The sequence below is a fragment of the Pelodictyon luteolum genome, from assembly GCF_001622165.1.
GTDB classification, from domain to species: domain Bacteria; phylum Bacteroidota; class Chlorobiia; order Chlorobiales; family Chlorobiaceae; genus Chlorobium; species Chlorobium luteolum_B.
Genome location: NZ_LVWG01000024.1, coordinates 1 through 15,387, shown reverse-complemented (window position 1 = coordinate 15,387; position 15,387 = coordinate 1). Strand labels below are relative to the sequence as shown.

20 protein-coding genes and 1 pseudogene are annotated in these 15,387 nt (G+C 53.7%); 7 read left to right on the top strand and 14 right to left on the bottom strand.

The features are described 5' to 3' along the window. The 6 genes from A3K90_RS10285 to A3K90_RS04490 form a co-directional block, all read right to left on the bottom strand. A partial coding sequence (locus A3K90_RS10285; RefSeq protein WP_369690407.1) for a hypothetical protein occupies nucleotides 1-59 on the bottom strand: 59 nt, incomplete at its 3' end. Between the two features lie 368 nt (nucleotides 60-427). After that, nucleotides 428-901 carry a hypothetical protein gene (locus A3K90_RS04510; protein ID WP_303681377.1) on the bottom strand — a complete coding sequence of 158 codons (474 nt, stop codon included), beginning with the start codon at nucleotides 899-901 and terminating at the stop codon, nucleotides 428-430. Next, complete coding sequence (locus tag A3K90_RS04505; RefSeq protein ID WP_303681376.1) at nucleotides 898-1,269, bottom strand: hypothetical protein; 372 nt, start codon at nucleotides 1,267-1,269, stop codon at nucleotides 898-900. The genes A3K90_RS04510 and A3K90_RS04505 overlap by 4 nt, the downstream gene beginning before the upstream one ends. Continuing rightward, nucleotides 1,269-2,648: a recombinase family protein gene (locus A3K90_RS04500; RefSeq protein WP_303681375.1), complete on the bottom strand. Its 1,380-nt coding sequence runs from the start codon at nucleotides 2,646-2,648 to the stop codon at nucleotides 1,269-1,271. The genes A3K90_RS04505 and A3K90_RS04500 overlap by 1 nt, the downstream gene beginning before the upstream one ends. Next, complete coding sequence (locus tag A3K90_RS04495; RefSeq protein WP_303681374.1) at nucleotides 2,645-3,094, bottom strand: DUF2924 domain-containing protein; 450 nt, start codon at nucleotides 3,092-3,094, stop codon at nucleotides 2,645-2,647. The genes A3K90_RS04500 and A3K90_RS04495 overlap by 4 nt, the downstream gene beginning before the upstream one ends. Nucleotides 3,095-3,898: 804 nt before the next feature. Then, entirely contained in the window at nucleotides 3,899-4,351 is a 453-nt protein-coding gene (locus A3K90_RS04490) for a hypothetical protein (protein WP_303681373.1), read from the bottom strand. Between the two features lie 597 nt (nucleotides 4,352-4,948). Here A3K90_RS04490 and A3K90_RS04485 point away from each other — a divergent pair. The 6 genes and pseudogenes from A3K90_RS04485 to A3K90_RS04460 all read left to right on the top strand — a co-directional run bounded on the left by A3K90_RS04485 (nucleotide 4,949) and on the right by A3K90_RS04460 (nucleotide 8,135). Next, entirely contained in the window at nucleotides 4,949-5,173 is a 225-nt protein-coding gene (locus A3K90_RS04485; protein ID WP_126343198.1) for a hypothetical protein, read from the top strand. Nucleotides 5,174-5,257: 84 nt separating this feature from the next. Then, a complete protein-coding gene (locus A3K90_RS04480; protein WP_303681372.1) occupies nucleotides 5,258-5,593 on the top strand; it encodes a DUF2335 domain-containing protein in 336 nt (111 codons plus the stop codon). A gap of 235 nt (nucleotides 5,594-5,828) precedes the next feature. Then, nucleotides 5,829-6,016, top strand: a pseudogene (locus A3K90_RS04475) (IS5/IS1182 family transposase); the annotation flags it as partial. Nucleotides 6,017-6,029: 13 nt separating this feature from the next. After that, a complete protein-coding gene (locus A3K90_RS04470) occupies nucleotides 6,030-6,665 on the top strand; it encodes a DUF4433 domain-containing protein (protein WP_303681371.1) in 636 nt (211 codons plus the stop codon). A gap of 20 nt (nucleotides 6,666-6,685) precedes the next feature. After that, complete coding sequence (locus A3K90_RS04465) at nucleotides 6,686-7,762, top strand: macro domain-containing protein (RefSeq protein WP_303681370.1); 1,077 nt, start codon at nucleotides 6,686-6,688, stop codon at nucleotides 7,760-7,762. 34 nt (nucleotides 7,763-7,796) lie between these two features. Then, nucleotides 7,797-8,135 carry a hypothetical protein gene (locus A3K90_RS04460; RefSeq protein ID WP_303681369.1) on the top strand — a complete coding sequence of 113 codons (339 nt, stop codon included), beginning with the start codon at nucleotides 7,797-7,799 and terminating at the stop codon, nucleotides 8,133-8,135. Between the two features lie 116 nt (nucleotides 8,136-8,251). On the opposite strand, the gene A3K90_RS04455 is transcribed toward A3K90_RS04460, so the two are convergent. The 7 genes from A3K90_RS04455 to A3K90_RS04425 all read right to left on the bottom strand — a co-directional run bounded on the left by A3K90_RS04455 (nucleotide 8,252) and on the right by A3K90_RS04425 (nucleotide 13,133). Then, on the bottom strand, nucleotides 8,252-8,884 hold the full coding sequence (locus A3K90_RS04455; protein ID WP_303681368.1) for an RES family NAD+ phosphorylase: 633 nt from the start codon (nucleotides 8,882-8,884) through the stop codon (nucleotides 8,252-8,254). 31 nt (nucleotides 8,885-8,915) lie between these two features. Next, a complete protein-coding gene (locus tag A3K90_RS04450; RefSeq protein WP_011889900.1) occupies nucleotides 8,916-9,296 on the bottom strand; it encodes an antitoxin Xre/MbcA/ParS toxin-binding domain-containing protein in 381 nt (126 codons plus the stop codon). Between the two features lie 512 nt (nucleotides 9,297-9,808). Then, the gene (locus tag A3K90_RS04445) at nucleotides 9,809-10,765 is read right to left on the bottom strand and encodes a HipA domain-containing protein (protein ID WP_369690406.1); all 957 of its coding nucleotides are present in this window, start codon (nucleotides 10,763-10,765) and stop codon (nucleotides 9,809-9,811) included. 3 nt (nucleotides 10,766-10,768) lie between these two features. Next, nucleotides 10,769-11,092 carry a HipA N-terminal domain-containing protein gene (locus A3K90_RS04440; protein ID WP_011889902.1) on the bottom strand — a complete coding sequence of 108 codons (324 nt, stop codon included), beginning with the start codon at nucleotides 11,090-11,092 and terminating at the stop codon, nucleotides 10,769-10,771. A 3-nt stretch (nucleotides 11,093-11,095) separates the two neighbouring features. Beyond that, nucleotides 11,096-11,302, bottom strand: coding sequence for a helix-turn-helix transcriptional regulator (locus A3K90_RS04435; RefSeq protein WP_149997963.1), 207 nt, complete (start codon nucleotides 11,300-11,302; stop codon nucleotides 11,096-11,098). A gap of 676 nt (nucleotides 11,303-11,978) precedes the next feature. Further along, nucleotides 11,979-12,602, bottom strand: coding sequence for a DUF2971 domain-containing protein (locus A3K90_RS04430; RefSeq protein ID WP_303681366.1), 624 nt, complete (start codon nucleotides 12,600-12,602; stop codon nucleotides 11,979-11,981). 42 nt (nucleotides 12,603-12,644) lie between these two features. Then, a complete protein-coding gene (locus A3K90_RS04425) occupies nucleotides 12,645-13,133 on the bottom strand; it encodes a Fic family protein (RefSeq protein ID WP_303681365.1) in 489 nt (162 codons plus the stop codon). Nucleotides 13,134-13,874: 741 nt separating this feature from the next. On the opposite strand from A3K90_RS04425, the gene A3K90_RS04420 reads away from it, so the two are divergent. Continuing rightward, nucleotides 13,875-14,195, top strand: coding sequence for a DUF4351 domain-containing protein (locus A3K90_RS04420; protein WP_303681364.1), 321 nt, complete (start codon nucleotides 13,875-13,877; stop codon nucleotides 14,193-14,195). Between the two features lie 353 nt (nucleotides 14,196-14,548). On the opposite strand, the gene A3K90_RS04415 is transcribed toward A3K90_RS04420, so the two are convergent. After that, a partial coding sequence (locus A3K90_RS04415; RefSeq protein ID WP_303681363.1) for a nucleotidyl transferase AbiEii/AbiGii toxin family protein occupies nucleotides 14,549-15,387 on the bottom strand: 839 nt, incomplete at its 5' end.

Sequence of the window (15,387 nt, the reverse complement as noted above, 5' to 3'; positions counted from 1 at the left end):
AGCGTCAGACGACGCTGGTTGCGCTGGCGGCGCAGGAAGGCGGGAATCAAAGTGTCCATTGGGGTAGCGTAGCGCAGCCACGGAACAATCGCTCATACGATCGTGTGAATTCGTGTGGGTGTGCGATCTTTTTTGGCATGCGGTCAGTCCTGTGGGGGAGTGACTCATTCACGCGCTGTTCGGGGAAGAAGCCAAGTCCGCGTGCGCGGGGTTGCTGAAAAGTGGACAATCACCCGAAACGGTACTCACTGTCCTCAGCAGTACCCAGGTGTTGAGAGAGTTGGTTCGAAACCAGTCGCCTCTGCACCAGCAGAATATTTACGCAATTATTATCAATCGAGGGCTTTGGCTTCTTAAGCCGTTCATTTTTCCCTTGCAACTCTAGGCTTGGCCGCTGCCGTTATAAGGTGACGCCTTGCTTTCGAGATCAAGCTAGCGATGCAAGCACTCGTAACTGATCGCTCCAACTGTTGGGCCAGGGGCGGCGGATCACCTTTTTCAGCATGGCGTCAGGCGAGTCCGCCAGCCGTTCCACGACCTGAGGTGCCAGGATCGTCAGCCTCATGAGGCGGCGCACATGCGTCACATCCACACCCTCGGCTTTGGCGATGTCGGCCACCGATCCAACCCGGTGTTCGTCGAGAAGCCGTTGCCAATGATGCGCCAGGCCAAGCGCCCGCATGAGTGCAGTATCTTTCGCCGTCTCCCGAATTTGCCGCTCGCGGGCAGGCTCCGACAAATAGGCCTGTGGCGCATCCAGTGGAGAGATCACCTGTTTCTTCACGCCCCGTTTTACCAGGGTCCAGGGTACGAAGGTTTCCAATTGCACGCTACCCGCTGGACTGGTTAACTGGTAGGTGACCGGATTACCCTTGAACTGACCAAAGTGCTTCTTGCTCATACATTTTCCTCGAAGCGTTTGACGATCTGACGCTGGGCTTCCCAATCCACCAGCAGCGGGTTGCGCTGGAGCCAGATCAAAGTCATTCGGCGCGGCTGTCTGCCCAACATCAACTTTTTAATGATGTCGGGCGCGTGGAGGGTCAGTCGCATTAACGTATTGTGGACCGAGGGGTGTAGGCCTTCGGCCCGGGCAATGTCGGATCCGCATTTCATGACAACGATATCTATGGGGTGCCGCCAGTAGAAATCGCCTGCCAAGCCTTCCAGCAATGTCACGTCGTGGCTATGGCGATCGTCGCTGGCCACGCGCCGAGCACCCCGGCGGTGGAATGATAGAGGTACAAAAGTTTCGAAGTGGTCGTCCATCAGGCCTTGAAATCCACCAGTTCCTCGCCAATGCTGCTTGGTGTGAATTCGCCGAGTAGAGCGTTCCAGCCCAGTTCACGCCATTTCACCTTTATGCCCTGCACCTCGCCGATGTGGACAATATCGACGCGCGCAATCATCAAATTGGCAATGCGGTGGCGCTCGAGCGGGAACAGCTGGTCCCAGACGTTATAAAGTCGCCCCATGGCCAACACTGCGGTGGCTTCATCAACTTGTCCGCCGTTGTACTTGATGTGGCGCACGACGGATTCGATGGACTCGGGGCTGCTTAGTATATTACGAATCTGAGCCTCAACAGCCCCTTCAATCTCCAGAGCGGGCAGGCGTTGGTAGTTTTTACCTGGGGCACCGTGCCGTGCCACCGACTGCGCTACGTAATAGCGGTACATCCGTCCGTTCTTTTTCGCATAGGTCGGGTACATCCGCTCGCCAGTTGGGGCGTAAAGCAGGCCGCGCAGCAATGCGTCGGTGCGCGAGCGCGTCTTGGTCTCAACCGAGCGTTGGTGACCGTCTTTGGTCAGAATCTCGTGGACCTTGTCCCACAAAACCTTGTCTATGATGGCCTCATGAGTGCCAGGGAACCAGCTCCCTTTGTGTCCGATTTCGCCGAGGTAGATTCGGTTGCGCAAGAGTTTGTGAAGAAACTTCTTGTCAATGCGCGCTCCAGCCCGGGCTTGACCGTCACGCGTTGTCCAGGCCTTGGTGGTGATTCCTTCCTGCGTCAGATTGGCTGCGATTTGCGTGGGTGAGCCGATGGTCAGCATGTCCTCAAAAATTCGCCGGACCACTGCTGCTTCGGACTCGTTGATGACCAGCTGGCGTTTATCCACGTCATAGCCCATCGGGGGCACACCGCCCATCCACATGCCCTTGCGTTTGCTGGCGGCGATCTTGTCCCGGATGCGCTCGCCCGTGACCTCGCGTTCAAACTGCGCGAAAGACAATAGCACATTCAGCATCAGGCGACCCATGGAGGTGGTGGTGTTGAATTGCTGGGTGACCGAGACGAATGAGACCTTTTGGCGCTCGAATACCTCGACCATCTTGGAGAAGTCCGCAAGGCTGCGCGTCAGGCGGTCAATTTTGTAGACCACCACGATGTCAATCAGCCCTTTTTCGATGTCGATCATTAGGCGTTTGAGTGCCGGGCGCTCCATATTGCCACCGGAAAATCCACCATCGTCGTAGTCGTCGGCAACCGGAATCCAACCCTCGGTGCGCTGACTGACGATGTAAGCCTGACCGGCCTCCTTTTGTGCGTCGATGGAATTGAACTCCTGGCTCAGGCGTTCGTCGGTGGACACCCGGCAGTAGACCGCGCATCTTTTGTGTGTGCGGGTAGCGGTAATCTCACTCATTGCGCACTTTCTTTGTCCAGCCCGAAGAACAATGGTCCTGACCAGTGTGAGCCGGTGATGTGGCGGGCAACAGCAGTCAAGCTTCTGAACGCGCGGCCTTCGTATTCAAAAAGACCTTCGGCTGTGACCGTCACGCAATGGTCGCGCTCACCCCATTGACGCAGCAACCTGGTCCCAGGTGCGAAATGAAACTCACGCGGCTTGGCGCGCAGTTTGATTTTGGAGTGATTGGAACCAATGGCTTCCAGTCGCCGCTTGACCTCGGGCGCAAGGCCTCCGAAGGCTTCTTCCTGCAACTTGTAGGCGATTCGCGATTCCACGTGCATACGGTTCGGGTATTCGGGTCGGTTTGGAAAATACCGGTCCCATATTGCCCAAAGCTCGGACATTGGCCGGCACGCCAGATCGGCAATCTGCGCGGCAACAGATGCTTGTTTCTCGTTCATTGCAACTCCTGTGGATAGGGGATTGTATGAACTCGCGGCCGGCCAGAAAAGCCAAGGTGAACCGCGCTATCCCGGATGGTTTGTCCGGAACCTTCAATGTGGGTCAAGCACCGGCGCACCAGGACGGTGACCACTTCGGCCACGCGCTCGTCGGCGCTCATGGCGTCTGAATCGGGCAAGTTCGATGTCTTCATTGCTAGCAGCCTGTCGGACTTTGCCATAGTTTCTTCCGTCATTGCGAGGAGCGTAGCGACGTGGCAATCCATCTTGCTGAATTAACGCATGGATTACTTCGCTACGCTCGCAATGACGAAGAGTAGGAGTGTATTCCAGGTGAATAAGGTACATGTTTCCTGTAAGTCCGACAGACTGCTAGGCGATTCGTATAAAAAAGCAGTTACAACAAATTCTCCGTACCTGACTCACAGCACCCTCCACGACCATAAGCGCCTGGCGACCCTGCAGCGCTACTACGCACAGCACCGGGCGCTGCCGTCCTGCGCCCGGTTGATGGAAATATTTTCGGCTCTGCGTCCAAGTCGGCCGTGAAGAAGGTGCTTGAGCGCCTGGAAGTCGCCGGCATGCTAGAGCGCTGCCAAGACGCACCGTTGGGGCGTGAAGGTGGTTCTGCTTCGTTCTCGTCGGTCATGCGGGTTTTGGGGAAACAGCTACAAGAAGACGTGTGAGCCAAGATCAATTTACGGGTTTTTAGTCATTTTTCGTTGAGGTACGTGGCTGATTCCGAGGGATTCTGCCCCAGACGTCTGGCGGTCGCTTGCTTAGGTTGGATGGGGGCTGATGGTTTCAGGTTGGTTGAGTTGGCTCGCATGACGAGGGATTCGGGATTGATTGCTCTTGTTGTAGTGCCTTGCCCAGAGATGAGATTTCAGCCCGGAACAGCAGGAACGTGATGATCCCGAGGGTACTTGCCGGGATCAGGAGTTGGGGGATAAGTGCCAAGCATTGGCAGATGATGAAAACAAGGGCAAGCACAAGGAACCTGTTTCGCTTCCGATTCGGGATAGTTGGATGGCCGTGCAATATCCTGTGAATTTTGAACGCAAGACGCAGTTGTGCGGGGATATTGAAGATTGGAACAAGAAAGATGATCGGAACGGTGAGCGTAACATTCTGGTGGATGTTCGTTCGCACCGTTGCCGTGAATCGTTGGTAGCTTCTGAAAAAGCGATACCATGCCAGAACCAACATGATCGATCCAGCAACAACAGCCCAGTGTGGATAGGAGGTCGAACTCATGCCATCTCCGTGGTTTTTTCTTCAGTTGACCGAGGTCATCCTGGCCTGACTTTCGTCAACTTGATCCATCTTTGCTTGTAATCATTTTTCTACTGGTTCGGAAGCAGCTCTCAAGCGAGTATGCCGGCACTACAGAGAATGCCCGGTTTTCCTCTTTATACTTATACGGTATATTCCAGAAAGAACCTACAGTCAATCATTGCAAGTCACGAGCCCGGGTAACAGGATCTACCAACTGGCCATTTCCGGGTCGTGAGCAGTTCGCGGTTGCGGTTGCGTATCTGCACTTGAAGTTATCGGGGATAAGGAGAAGGCAAAGTACTGGATTGAACTGTTCGATGCTCAGCGGATAAGGCCGATGCACTACCTGGAATGGCTCCGTCAATGGTATGCCGAGGTGAAGCGGGTGGTAGGGGATGGTTACGCCGCCGATCTTAATCCATAATAGCCGAGAGCCTTGCCGCATATGCTGTGGTGGGTACGGAAGGCAGCAATTGTGCCGTTTTTTGTTCGCTAATGATCAAATAGTCGTCAGGATGTGTTAAGTCTACCATTGTGTCGCTCTCGAAAAAAGGCGAATTGGACCACGCAATGAAAATGATGATGAAGCACAAGTATACCCTCTCCGGAGCCGGCAGCGTCTTTAATCTTGCCGGTGCATCCACTCGCCCTGTCAAGATCGGTGATGCCTCGGATGATATCAGGGCGCTTCGCAGTGACTGGGGGATTGTCGGCAATGAAATCCGCAAGGCGACCGTGGCCGTAAAGAGTAGCCCGGCTCCTAAAGCAACACGAAAGAATGCCTCGCGACCTTCCAGATAACATACACGAGGAGAGCGGTTCGGCCGATGGCAACCTCAGGATTCGGGACAGGTAAGCCTTATCCGTCAGGAGTTTGCGGGTCCGTTGCCGCACCCCTCCGTTCTTGCCGGATATGATGATGTAGTACCGGGCAGTGCCGAGCGGATTCTGCGCATGGCCGAAAAACAGCTCGAGCATAGAATCGACACGGAATCCCTTCTTGCCAGAGAGCAGATGCGGCAGGCCACCCGGGGCCAGCATTATGCCCTCTTCATCTGTTCGCTGGCCCTTGTTATTGCTGCAGGGCTCGCTTTCAGCGGCCACGAAGTAACGGCATCCATTATCGGTGGCCTCGATTTGATAGGGCTTGCCGCGGTCTTTATCGCAGGCAGGGTGTTCGTCCGGAGTTCCGGAGAGGCCGAGCCGGAAGCCTCTGAGTGATGCTGGCTGCCCGCTTGATCCTGTGAGAGGCTTTGCTGTTGTGCGAGGCCTTTTTCATTTGCTGCTGCACTATCGATCGGAACTTTCCTGACTTCGCCACATTAACCTCATTTGCGAGTGACTGAAAATCAATAGTGAACGCATGACGGGTGTTCCAGCAACGGTTTCGGTGCTGCGCTGGGCTGCAGAGCGGGTCTGAAATCGGAAATTAAGATTCCTCATATTTTGGAAAGTAGGAATCCCCAGGTTGGCATCCGAAGGATGTTGAGAAGAAATGGGTTCGCCGGCGGCAGATCAGGGAAGGCGAAGAAGTCTGGAACGCAGTCGAAGGAACGTTCGGGCAGACGGCGACAATACAGGCAGGGCAGGGTGATGGCGAGGCTTGCCGAGAGCAGTTGTTTGTGTGTTGTCTCAATCACGTTCAGGGAGTGAAAGAATGCAGCCGTCAGATACCAAGATCTACCATATCGTACACATCGATAAGCTTGCCTCGGTATTGGCGGATGGGCATTTGTGGTGTGACGCGGAGGTTGAGCGTCGAGCCTCTCCGGGCACTGGGATAGGGATGGCTGATATTAAGCAGCGGCGGCGCCGGTTGCCTCTTGACAGCCGACCGGGTTTGCATGTGGGGGAGTGCGTACCGTTCTATTTCTGTCCCCGTTCCGTGATGCTCTTTATGCTGCATAGGGAGAACCACCCGCAACTGTCCTATCATGGCGGGCAGGGTCCGATTGTTCATTTGGAGGTGGATCTTCAGAAAGCCGTTGCCTGGGCGGAAGACGATGCGTTGCGATGGGCCTTTACCTTGACCAATGCCGGCTCAGTGTACTTTGAGGACCGGAGTGATCTCCGGCAGCTTGTCGAAATTGATTGGGATGCGGTCAATGCCAGAAACTGGCGGGACAGGAAGGAGGGGAAACAGGCTGAATTCCTTTTGGAGCAGAGATGTCCATTTGAACTTGTTGAACGGGTGGGCGTGCACTCTCCGGATATTCATGGGAAGGTTCAGGAGGCTCTTGGCGGGTATGGGTATGATCCTCTTGTTGAAGTTCGGCGTGATTGGTATTATTGAGATATGAGGAGGCCGTAACTATGATTGCATATAAGAAGGGGAATCTTCTGGCTGAAGAAGCCGAGGCTCTGGTGAACACCGTCAACTGTGTCGGTGTCATGGGTCGTGGTATTGCCTTGCAGTTCAAGAACGTCTATCCGGAGAATTTCAATGCATATGCAGCGGCGTGCCGCCGTGAAGAGGTGGTGCCGGGGAAGATGTTTGTCTATGAGACAGGGCAACTGACCAATCCGCGCTACATCATCAATTTCCCTACGAAGAGGCATTGGCGGGAGCAGAGCCGCCTTCAGGATATCAAGTCCGGGTTGCAGGACCTGGTAGGGGAGATCAGGTCTCGAGGGATTACTTCCATAGCCATCCCTCCCCTGGGCAGCGGCCTCGGCGGCCTCTATTGGCCGGATGTGCGTGCCTTGATCGAGGAGGCTTTTCATGACGTCGAGGGGGTTCGTGTGTTAGTGTATGAGCCTGCTGAGGATCCTCATGCCGTTCGTCGCAACAACCATACCCGGGATGTTCCGAAGATGACCGCCGGGCGAGCAGCGCTGCTTTGTTTGATGGCGCGCTATAGGGATGGTTTGCTGGATCCGTTTATCTCGCTTCTCGAGGTGCATAAACTGATGTACTTCATGCAGGTGAGCGGGGAACCGCTACGGCTGTCATTCACCAAAGGGCATTACGGCCCCTATGCAGAGAACCTTCGTCATGTGCTCAAGGCGCTCGAAGGGCATAGGATTTCGGGGTATGATGATGGGGGTGATCAGCCTGATAAGCCACTTTCGTTGATGAGCGGAGCATTGGATGATGCCCGGCGTTTTCTTGAGGGGGAAGCGGCTACGCGGGAGCGTTTGGACAGGGTCGGGCACCTGGTGGAGGGTTTTGAGTCTTCCTTCGGTCTTGAGCTCCTGTCGACGGTGCACTGGGTGGCCAGCCAGCAGGATGTTGCCTCTCTGGATGATGTCGTCAAGGGCGTGTATGCCTGGGGGAAGCGGAAGGAGCAGTTCCGGGAGCGTCAGATCAGAAAGGCGGTTGACATTCTGGTATATAAGGGTTGGCTTGATGGGAAGGCGGTATGTTCCGCCGTGCAGTGTGGAGTCTGAATTGAGCCCTGCAATTGAGGGGACCAGGGACTCAATGCCCGTGCATCAGTATCATTATGCTGTTGAAAAGCTTTCCGTTGCCGTTGAGTGCTTGGCAACGCATCCTGGTGATGTACGGGAGCGCCTGATGGCAGCCTTTCTTGGATTTCATCCTCTTACGGAAAAAGACTTTCCGCTTGAACTCCAAGCTGACTGGCGGTGGGTTATCAAGGAGTTGAGCAGATGCGGACCTCAGTTAAGTCATGATGGTAAGGCTCGCATTGGTAGTGTTGAGAACACGATGAAGCGGATTCGGAAGGCTACCGGTGCCAAAATTGCTGAGAAGATCTATCATCTTTACCGGGCTGTCAGAGAATACGATCTGTACCGCTAGTCGGGGCCTTAGCCGGTGCGGCGGGTTGCGTTCCCGATGGAGCGCTTTCGGGGGTCAGCTTGCAGTGTCCCTTGACAACGGAGCATGTCCATTGCTGCAACTTCGGGCCATTACCCTCAGGGTTTCCATGAGAGGGTTGTTTCTCCCCAGGTTTGCCAGACGGCCTCTTTCTCCAACATGGTCATCGTCCAGTTCTGCAGGTTTCGCGGCTTGTCTGCCTGAAAGGCAGTGGTCGTGAGGAGTGCCATGCAGAAGTGCGGTTCAGGGTCTCTTACGGATTGGTAGATGATGGCATCAATCGAGGCTTCCCTGGCAGTTCGTCCAAATTGCTGGGTTGCCTGGTAATCATGGGGGTGCAGCCAATACCCGGCATCTTTGTCGAATGGATGACATCTCAAGTCAACCATCAACCCGGCGACAGGTATTGAAAATGCGGTGTATTGCGTTGGAGGCAGGCGGTTGAGACCGGTTGTATCCTGCAGGAATTGCCATCTGCGATAACTTATTTCAGCGGCTGCGGTGTGGATGCGTTCCGCCCCGTAAAACACGCCCGGGTCATCGGTGCCGCGAAATCTTGAACCACCCGTTGGCGGCAGGTAGCGAAATGGGGTGAAGAGCAGGTAGTCGAGTGTTACGGCTTCAGTGGGGATAGCGGGTTTCTGTTCCTCAATGATGGTTTCCAGGAGTTCCTGTTCAAAGAGCGTGTCCACGATTTTCATCGTAGCGGCGACATGTTGATTTTCAACCATCCGCCATATGTTCTTTGAACCAACGCTGGCTTTAGATGATACCTCGCTTGGCGTCCAGGTAGGTAACGACATGGATGAGTCCCTCGGTGGTTGCTATGAGATCAACAGGTTTTTGTCCGGCAAGTGCGCTGTTCGCGCTTTCCAGCCAGGTTCTTGAGGCTTCGTCATTGCCTCCGGTGATGGAGTCGAGAGAGCGGAACAGCCGTATGAACAGGGTCCCGAATTCCCACTCTTTTTTTCCTTCGTTCAACAGGTAGGTGCCTTTGCCGAGCCGGGTGATGGTTGATGGGCTGAGGCCGATGATGGCAGCCAGTTTTGCATTTGAGAGCCCGAGCGTTCCGGCCGTGCGGATGATTGCCTTCGAAAGCACTTTTTGGCGCTGGTTTTCTTGCAGTGGCGATGCTTGTATCATGGTGTTGACTTCTTGGGTTCTCTGCGGCTACCTTTAGAAAATATATTGAATAATAATTTCTCAGGAAAGCTTTATTTCGAGCGCCCTTTTCTTGCTGTTGGGGCCTCAGTGCGATGCGTTACCCTTCCGATGGGCTATGGTGGGGTTCCCTGACTATCCGCCTCTCACGCCCCGCTAGCACCTTGCCCCCTCCTTTGTAGTAAGGAACAGCCGAAGTCCGGAACAGCCGAAGTCCGGAGCAGCCGAAGTCCGGTGGAACCCTGGTGATGCTGCATACGGGGACGGACCCCGGCTGTTTCTACACCAACCCCGGCTGTTCTATACGTAAGAGCAGCCAAAAGTCCGGTGGGGCTTCAAGTGATGCCGCATGACTGGGCGGGACCCCGGCTGTTTCTATCTATTGATCTCGGCGGTATCCAATCCGGTCTGGTGCTGCATTTCTGCTTCTCCTGAGACCAGTTCCTGTGCTGAAGTACAGTCCAGTGGAGCTGCTGACTTTACGCAGGCACCCTTCAAAGTCCCAGCTGGGAAAATTTCGCATGGATCAGTTCCAGATAGGCGGCCTTCATGCCTTGCCCGAGAAAACTGTTGGCGATGAGCTGCTCCCATGCAGGCATTGCATTCTGGAATTTCTTCAGCATCCGCTCCTGAACCTTCGTGTCCACTTGACTTGTGCTCCATGCTCTCTGGAAGTCTTGCAGCCGGAGTCGACTCTTCTTTCCGTTGAGGGTTAAGGCGAGCTCCTCTGTATCGGCAGGATTGACAAGCCCGGTCGCAAGCATATCGTAGGCTGGAGCAAGGCTGTACCCTGTACCGCCCATGCCACCCACATCGAGCAGCGAGAAGTTTTTCAGGTGCATGTCGCTGTTTCCGGTCAGGAAGCTGAACGCAACCATCTCATAGAAATCAATGACATCGAGTCCCGGGTTGAGCGAGTATCGGCGAATGGCTTTAGCGATTTGCTCATATGAGCCGTGATACTTGTCTTCAGTCAGGCGTTCCGTCAGCTGGCACATGTCCTCCATATGCACTTTGCCGTTTTTTGGCCGATCAATGCGGCGGGTGATGTAGGCAAGGGCTCCAGAGCGCATCCGGATCAGGCAATGCGGAACGGTCCTGATTTTTACCGTCTCCGCCATATGCATGGTTAGATCTTCAATCTCGGGAAGCTGGGGATATGAAGGGGATGGTGGCTTGAGGATATACTTCCCCCAAAGGCCAACAATGGTGAATCGCTGCGGTTTCAGTCTTTTTTCGGGGCGGTCAAGATGCAGCGAAAGCTTTGGCTGCACGCCAGGTATGGTCACATGATTGCGAACCACCGTAAGCGCCAGCGCTTCAAGTTCTGTTTCATCATACGGCAAGATTGGAGGCGTCACTGACCCGAACATCTTTTTGCTGCAGCGGGCGTGAAAGGCACTCTCCCCTGCCGACAATGGCTGATAGCAGCACAGGCAGCGAGCGTGCATAGCTTATTTCGTTATGAGTGGATGGACGCTTACCGCGCCGATGCAATCCTGGCAGCAGATCAGCAGGAGTCCCATACGATCCCGTGGGTTGAGTTTCCAGTTCTTCTCAGCAATGTCAAGAAGCCAGCCCTCAGGAATCAACCCGTCGAAAAACGGAAACATGGTCTTGCTGGAATACGCCTCCTCTTGCAGCGGCAGGGTAAGACTGACGGCATGAGGGTTGTCGGAAGCGAGATAGTCCCCATCGTAGAGGAAATGATAGCCCTCCTCATTCTGACTCAGCCAGCCGGCCGTCCGGTCCTCGAACTTGATTTCCGCCTTTCTCATGCGCTATTGCTCCCGCTTTTGCTCTACTGGCCGAAGTTCGTAACCAAACAGGTCCAGCACCTGGTTCACCTTGTCCATCCGCAATGTCTTTTTACCCTGCTCCAGATCACGGATAAACCTGAGCCCGGTCCCGGCCTTCTCTGCAAGCTCTGGCTGGGTCATCCCCAGCGACTTTCGTCTTTCACGAATAAATGTGGATAGAGCAGTCATGTAGAGGCCCGATCGGGTATGAAAAGTTGTTGTTACTGTGAATTTATATCATATCGGGTATATTTACAAAGAAAGTCTGTCGTTTTATACCCGATATGGTATAATTTTTTTATGGCGCGCAGCATATGGAGATAGGAAGGAATGGGCGGTGGACTCGGTATTTTCATCATCAAGTCTCCATGTGTCATGATTTTCTGTGGGGCGACCGGGGCGCACATGAGACGGATGATGGAGAGGGGAAAACAAAAAGCCCACCCTGAGCGCGCTGATCTGAGGGGGAAGCGGGGTGAGCGTGTTGCTTTCAACATACGTGCGCGTCGGGAACAATCAAAATGTTTTTGTTTTGATGGCTTGGGAGCCCATCCGAAGCGCATCCCCGCCTTTTCCGGCCTCTATTCCGATACCCCACAGCCAGAGATACCCGTTCTTCCGCTTCTGCCACTTCCTCGCCAGTTGCTGGAGGTTCTGGTCGATGTAGTTGTAGATGCGGATTGACTCATGCGATATATGTGAACAACTCCAACCATCGCGCAGCATATGGCGGTAGGGTGGAATTGCGCTACCTGAGTTTCCGTCAGTTCATGCAGAGGGGCGCGCCCCTGTATCGTGGCAGGCGAAAACTGAAACCTTTGCCTGGCGGGGGTTTCGTCAGGTTTTGCCACCGTGTGGAGACCGATCAGGTTCGCGCAGTCCGATCCTCGATGACCTTGAACTTTTCTGGATCCATTCCCGCTTTCAATACCTTCACCGGCTGGCTTTCATCCTTGAGAAGCTTGCGGATACGCTGAATCGGCAGCTCGCATTTCAGCCCCGGCACGACTTCCCGGAGCACGAGCTCTGAAGAGAAATCGACGAAGTGGTTCCCCGCTTCCTGAGTGGCGGGGTCAAGGTCAACGAACATCCTGTATTCGTCTTCATAGTGCCAGTCACTGAATTTCGTCCTGATCAGTTGGTCTACAGCCTGCCCTTTATTGATGACTTCCCTTGTCTCCGGATCAAGGACTACTCTTGGCCGTTCATCTGAGTAGTGGACTCGAAGAAGGAAGTCATCGGGGATATCAAATCCCAGTGCCATTCCGGTGTGCTTTTCGGCATAGTGCCCCCACAGCAACGGGTTGCTCCATGACCGGCTGAAACAGATCATGGCCTTGGTGCCGGCAAGCTCCGCTTTGAAGTTTGTGAGCGCTTGCCGATCCCGTGGATCCAGCAGGTCAGCAGCGAGGAATTCGAACGGGCCGTTCAGCTGGTCGAGCCTTGATACCCTCAGGCGCTTCAGTGAGAGGTTGCTGACTGCGTGCATCGTGTTGATGAAATGGTAAACCCTCACCCCTATCCCTCCTCCTCAGCGTTTCTCCGTTTGTTTCAGGAACTGAAGCCCTTTTCCGGTCAGCCGGTATTGCTGCAACCTGCTCCTGGGTTTGTCGGGGATGGTCATTTCGATAAGTCCCGCCTCCATAGCCGGCAGCAGATAGGCTCTGCGAAAGTGCTCCTCGTGCTTGAGCCCCAGGTGGTGCTGGATTTCTGAGCGCTTCATCGAATCGGTCATGACGTGAAGCAGGCGCATGACTTCCTCGGTGACTTCCTCGGTGACTTCCTCGGTGACTTCTCCGGTCTGGAAGGTAACCCGAACCCCAAGTGCGGGATCGGATTGCCAGACCCCTCCGGCAGTGGAGCTGTAGTCACGGTGTGCAAGGGCATTGATGAGGGCCTCGCGGACGGTATCTTCGGGGTAGAGTGGTGAATGGATGCGTTTTGCCGATCCTTTGATGAAGCGCGGGTACGGTCGGGGTGTTCCGTATGATGAACGAGTAGGCCTCTTCGAAGATGACATGGAGCGGTCCTTCGAATGCCTGAGTATTATCGGGTAACAGCGGCGTATTACTACGCCACCGTCCCCTCAGAACCCGGCGTACGACTTTCACCGTACCGGGCTCAAGCCTCGCAAAAGCACACAAGTGCACCCAGTAAGGATATAGTCCTTGCCTCTACAGTAGAACCGCAGCCTGCTTGATCACAATGATCTTGATGGCGCACACATGGATATAAATCCACGTACATTTGCTTTCCATCATAATGCAGGTTCTCCGGCATTTCTGTAGCGCGAGACCTCAAGGAAGTCTGCCTGCTTTCGCATGGGGTGATGTTGCAACCCCTATCTGGTCCATTACAGGCCAGCATTCGCTTTCTCCTTGATCTTCTGCCCACAGCTCCATGGTCATTCCTTGCGGTTTGATTGCCTTACAAATTGTAAGGCGGAACTATGGGTTTACCGTGTTCCGCAGATTGAACATGCGAACGAGTTAGGCCCCATCTATCCGCCGGCGGGAGTTATCGACCGTGTAGAGAAACACTCAGAAACCTCTACCAAACCCGCTCACCTTTTTGGTTCGAGTGTTACAGTAGCTTTCACTGGTCACTGGTTGCGCCAGCGGCGCGGGGGTGTGCCTTTTTGGGGCGTTGGGGATTTTCAGTTTCCGATTACACAGCGTTACCTGTTTGTGGATGTCCCTGTGTTTGATGCTGTTCGTTGGGGACAATGATTTTCGGTTTGCCATCCTGCCAGATGACGGTCATGTTGGATTGGCTGATGAAAATGCCATTATGGTTGAACAGTCTGTTTTTTGACGAAATCGAAACAATTGAGGAGAGAGAAAAAGTGGAATATATTACGAGCATAGAACGAATCGGTATAGCTAAAGGTATGAGCCAGGGTATGGCACAGGGTCGTGTAGAAGGGGAATCCAGGCTGCTGAAAAGGCAGTTGGAGCGTCGTTTTGGTATGTTGCCGGAGTGGGCTGCCGAGAAGCTAAGCCGCGCCACCGAGCAGGAATTGGAAGCATGGGCCGAAGCCATTCTCACCGCCCAAACACTTGAGGGGGTTTTTATTCCGTGAAAATCCAGGGAGTATAGCGATGTCGGAACATAGTAGGGGACGCTGTTTTGCAGCTCAACTTGCTACCAGGGAGGGGGATGTTGTGGGATTGAAGAGGAAGATTTTAAGAGACTTAGGGGACGCTCGTTATTATTATTTATAAAGGGACTGTAGAGAAGATTGAAGAGGAAGATTTTTGCCCACGGATTTTCACGGATTGGCACGGATTATTGGGGTGAGTGCTCCGGGTTATTTTTTCTTGCTATTGCGCCATCCCGCTGTCTCGCTATCCGGCAATAAGAGTAAGAACGCGGTTTCCGCTGATCGAAATCGGATTTTCACGGATGGAAGACGGGAGACGGGAGCCCGGGGATTTAGTGTTTTAACGTCCAGCCTTTTTCGGGTAGCCATTCTTCTTCGAAACTTGAGGCTGATTGGATACTGTCAATAACCGGCTGCAGGAATCTGGAAATCTCGGCTGTTACTATCGACAGACTCTCAACATGAACATTTGGCTTTACTTTTTTGATAAAGGCATTCCACTGCACTTTTTTTTGCTGATCTTCATAAAATTCTGAAGTAAACGCAAAGGGTGCTCCGTTTGGGAGAGCTGTTTTTCGTCGGGCAAAGATATTTTTTATGGCTTTGATGAGGATGGTTCCCTCAAAAGGGAAAAGCTTTGAGCTGAGCCATATATCGTAAAAATCGTTCATTCTGCTATTTGCCAAATCCAGTTGAACCATGGCTTCCAGTTTTTCGGCAACGAGTGTGTATCGAGGATAGGCTTTTAGTTTTGGCGGAGGAGTTTCGAGTAGTGTCGGGGATTCAATATTTTCAGGAGCCGGGGTAATGGCATCTCCAAAACCGATGTCAATCTGCAGAGGAATCCTGGCCGTATTCAGAATCCCGACGAGGGTTACTCGAGCCCTTTCATATTTCAGACCTTCCCGAATCTCCTCAGCCTTTAGTGTTTCTGTCTTGTAAACCATACCGTCAGAGTTACAGCCGATCGTACAGATTTCACGAAATATCCCTGCAAGATTATTCAAATCCGGAGATCCAAAGCAAAGCAGGTCGGCGTCTCGGGTTACGCGGTAGTTTTGTCCCATCCAAACCAGAAACAGACTGGCTCCCTTGAGAATGAAGCAGTCAGTATAGGATGATGCACTCAGCCGATACAGGAATCTTTCCATTCCATATCGAGAGAGTGCCC

Coding starts and splice junctions, on each gene's coding strand:
- A3K90_RS04460 (WP_303681369.1), top strand. CDS start 7,797: ATGCCCGTGCATCAGTATCATTATGCTGTTGAAAAGCTTTCCGTTGCC.
- A3K90_RS04490 (WP_303681373.1), bottom strand. CDS start 4,351: ATGAGTTCGACCTCCTATCCACACTGGGCTGTTGTTGCTGGATCGATC.
- A3K90_RS04430 (WP_303681366.1), bottom strand. CDS start 12,602: ATGCACGCAGTCAGCAACCTCTCACTGAAGCGCCTGAGGGTATCAAGG.
- A3K90_RS04485 (WP_126343198.1), top strand. CDS start 4,949: ATGATGATGAAGCACAAGTATACCCTCTCCGGAGCCGGCAGCGTCTTT.
- A3K90_RS04500 (WP_303681375.1), bottom strand. CDS start 2,648: ATGAGTGAGATTACCGCTACCCGCACACACAAAAGATGCGCGGTCTAC.
- A3K90_RS04450 (WP_011889900.1), bottom strand. CDS start 9,296: ATGATACAAGCATCGCCACTGCAAGAAAACCAGCGCCAAAAAGTGCTT.
- A3K90_RS04510 (WP_303681377.1), bottom strand. CDS start 901: ATGAGCAAGAAGCACTTTGGTCAGTTCAAGGGTAATCCGGTCACCTAC.
- A3K90_RS04470 (WP_303681371.1), top strand. CDS start 6,030: ATGCAGCCGTCAGATACCAAGATCTACCATATCGTACACATCGATAAG.
- A3K90_RS04495 (WP_303681374.1), bottom strand. CDS start 3,094: ATGAACGAGAAACAAGCATCTGTTGCCGCGCAGATTGCCGATCTGGCG.
- A3K90_RS04435 (WP_149997963.1), bottom strand. CDS start 11,302: ATGACTGCTCTATCCACATTTATTCGTGAAAGACGAAAGTCGCTGGGG.
- A3K90_RS04440 (WP_011889902.1), bottom strand. CDS start 11,092: ATGAGAAAGGCGGAAATCAAGTTCGAGGACCGGACGGCCGGCTGGCTG.
- A3K90_RS04445 (WP_369690406.1), bottom strand. CDS start 10,765: ATGCACGCTCGCTGCCTGTGCTGCTATCAGCCATTGTCGGCAGGGGAG.
- A3K90_RS04425 (WP_303681365.1), bottom strand. CDS start 13,133: ATGTCATCTTCGAAGAGGCCTACTCGTTCATCATACGGAACACCCCGA.
- A3K90_RS04465 (WP_303681370.1), top strand. CDS start 6,686: ATGATTGCATATAAGAAGGGGAATCTTCTGGCTGAAGAAGCCGAGGCT.
- A3K90_RS04420 (WP_303681364.1), top strand. CDS start 13,875: ATGTTGGATTGGCTGATGAAAATGCCATTATGGTTGAACAGTCTGTTT.
- A3K90_RS04505 (WP_303681376.1), bottom strand. CDS start 1,269: ATGGACGACCACTTCGAAACTTTTGTACCTCTATCATTCCACCGCCGG.
- A3K90_RS04455 (WP_303681368.1), bottom strand. CDS start 8,884: ATGGTTGAAAATCAACATGTCGCCGCTACGATGAAAATCGTGGACACG.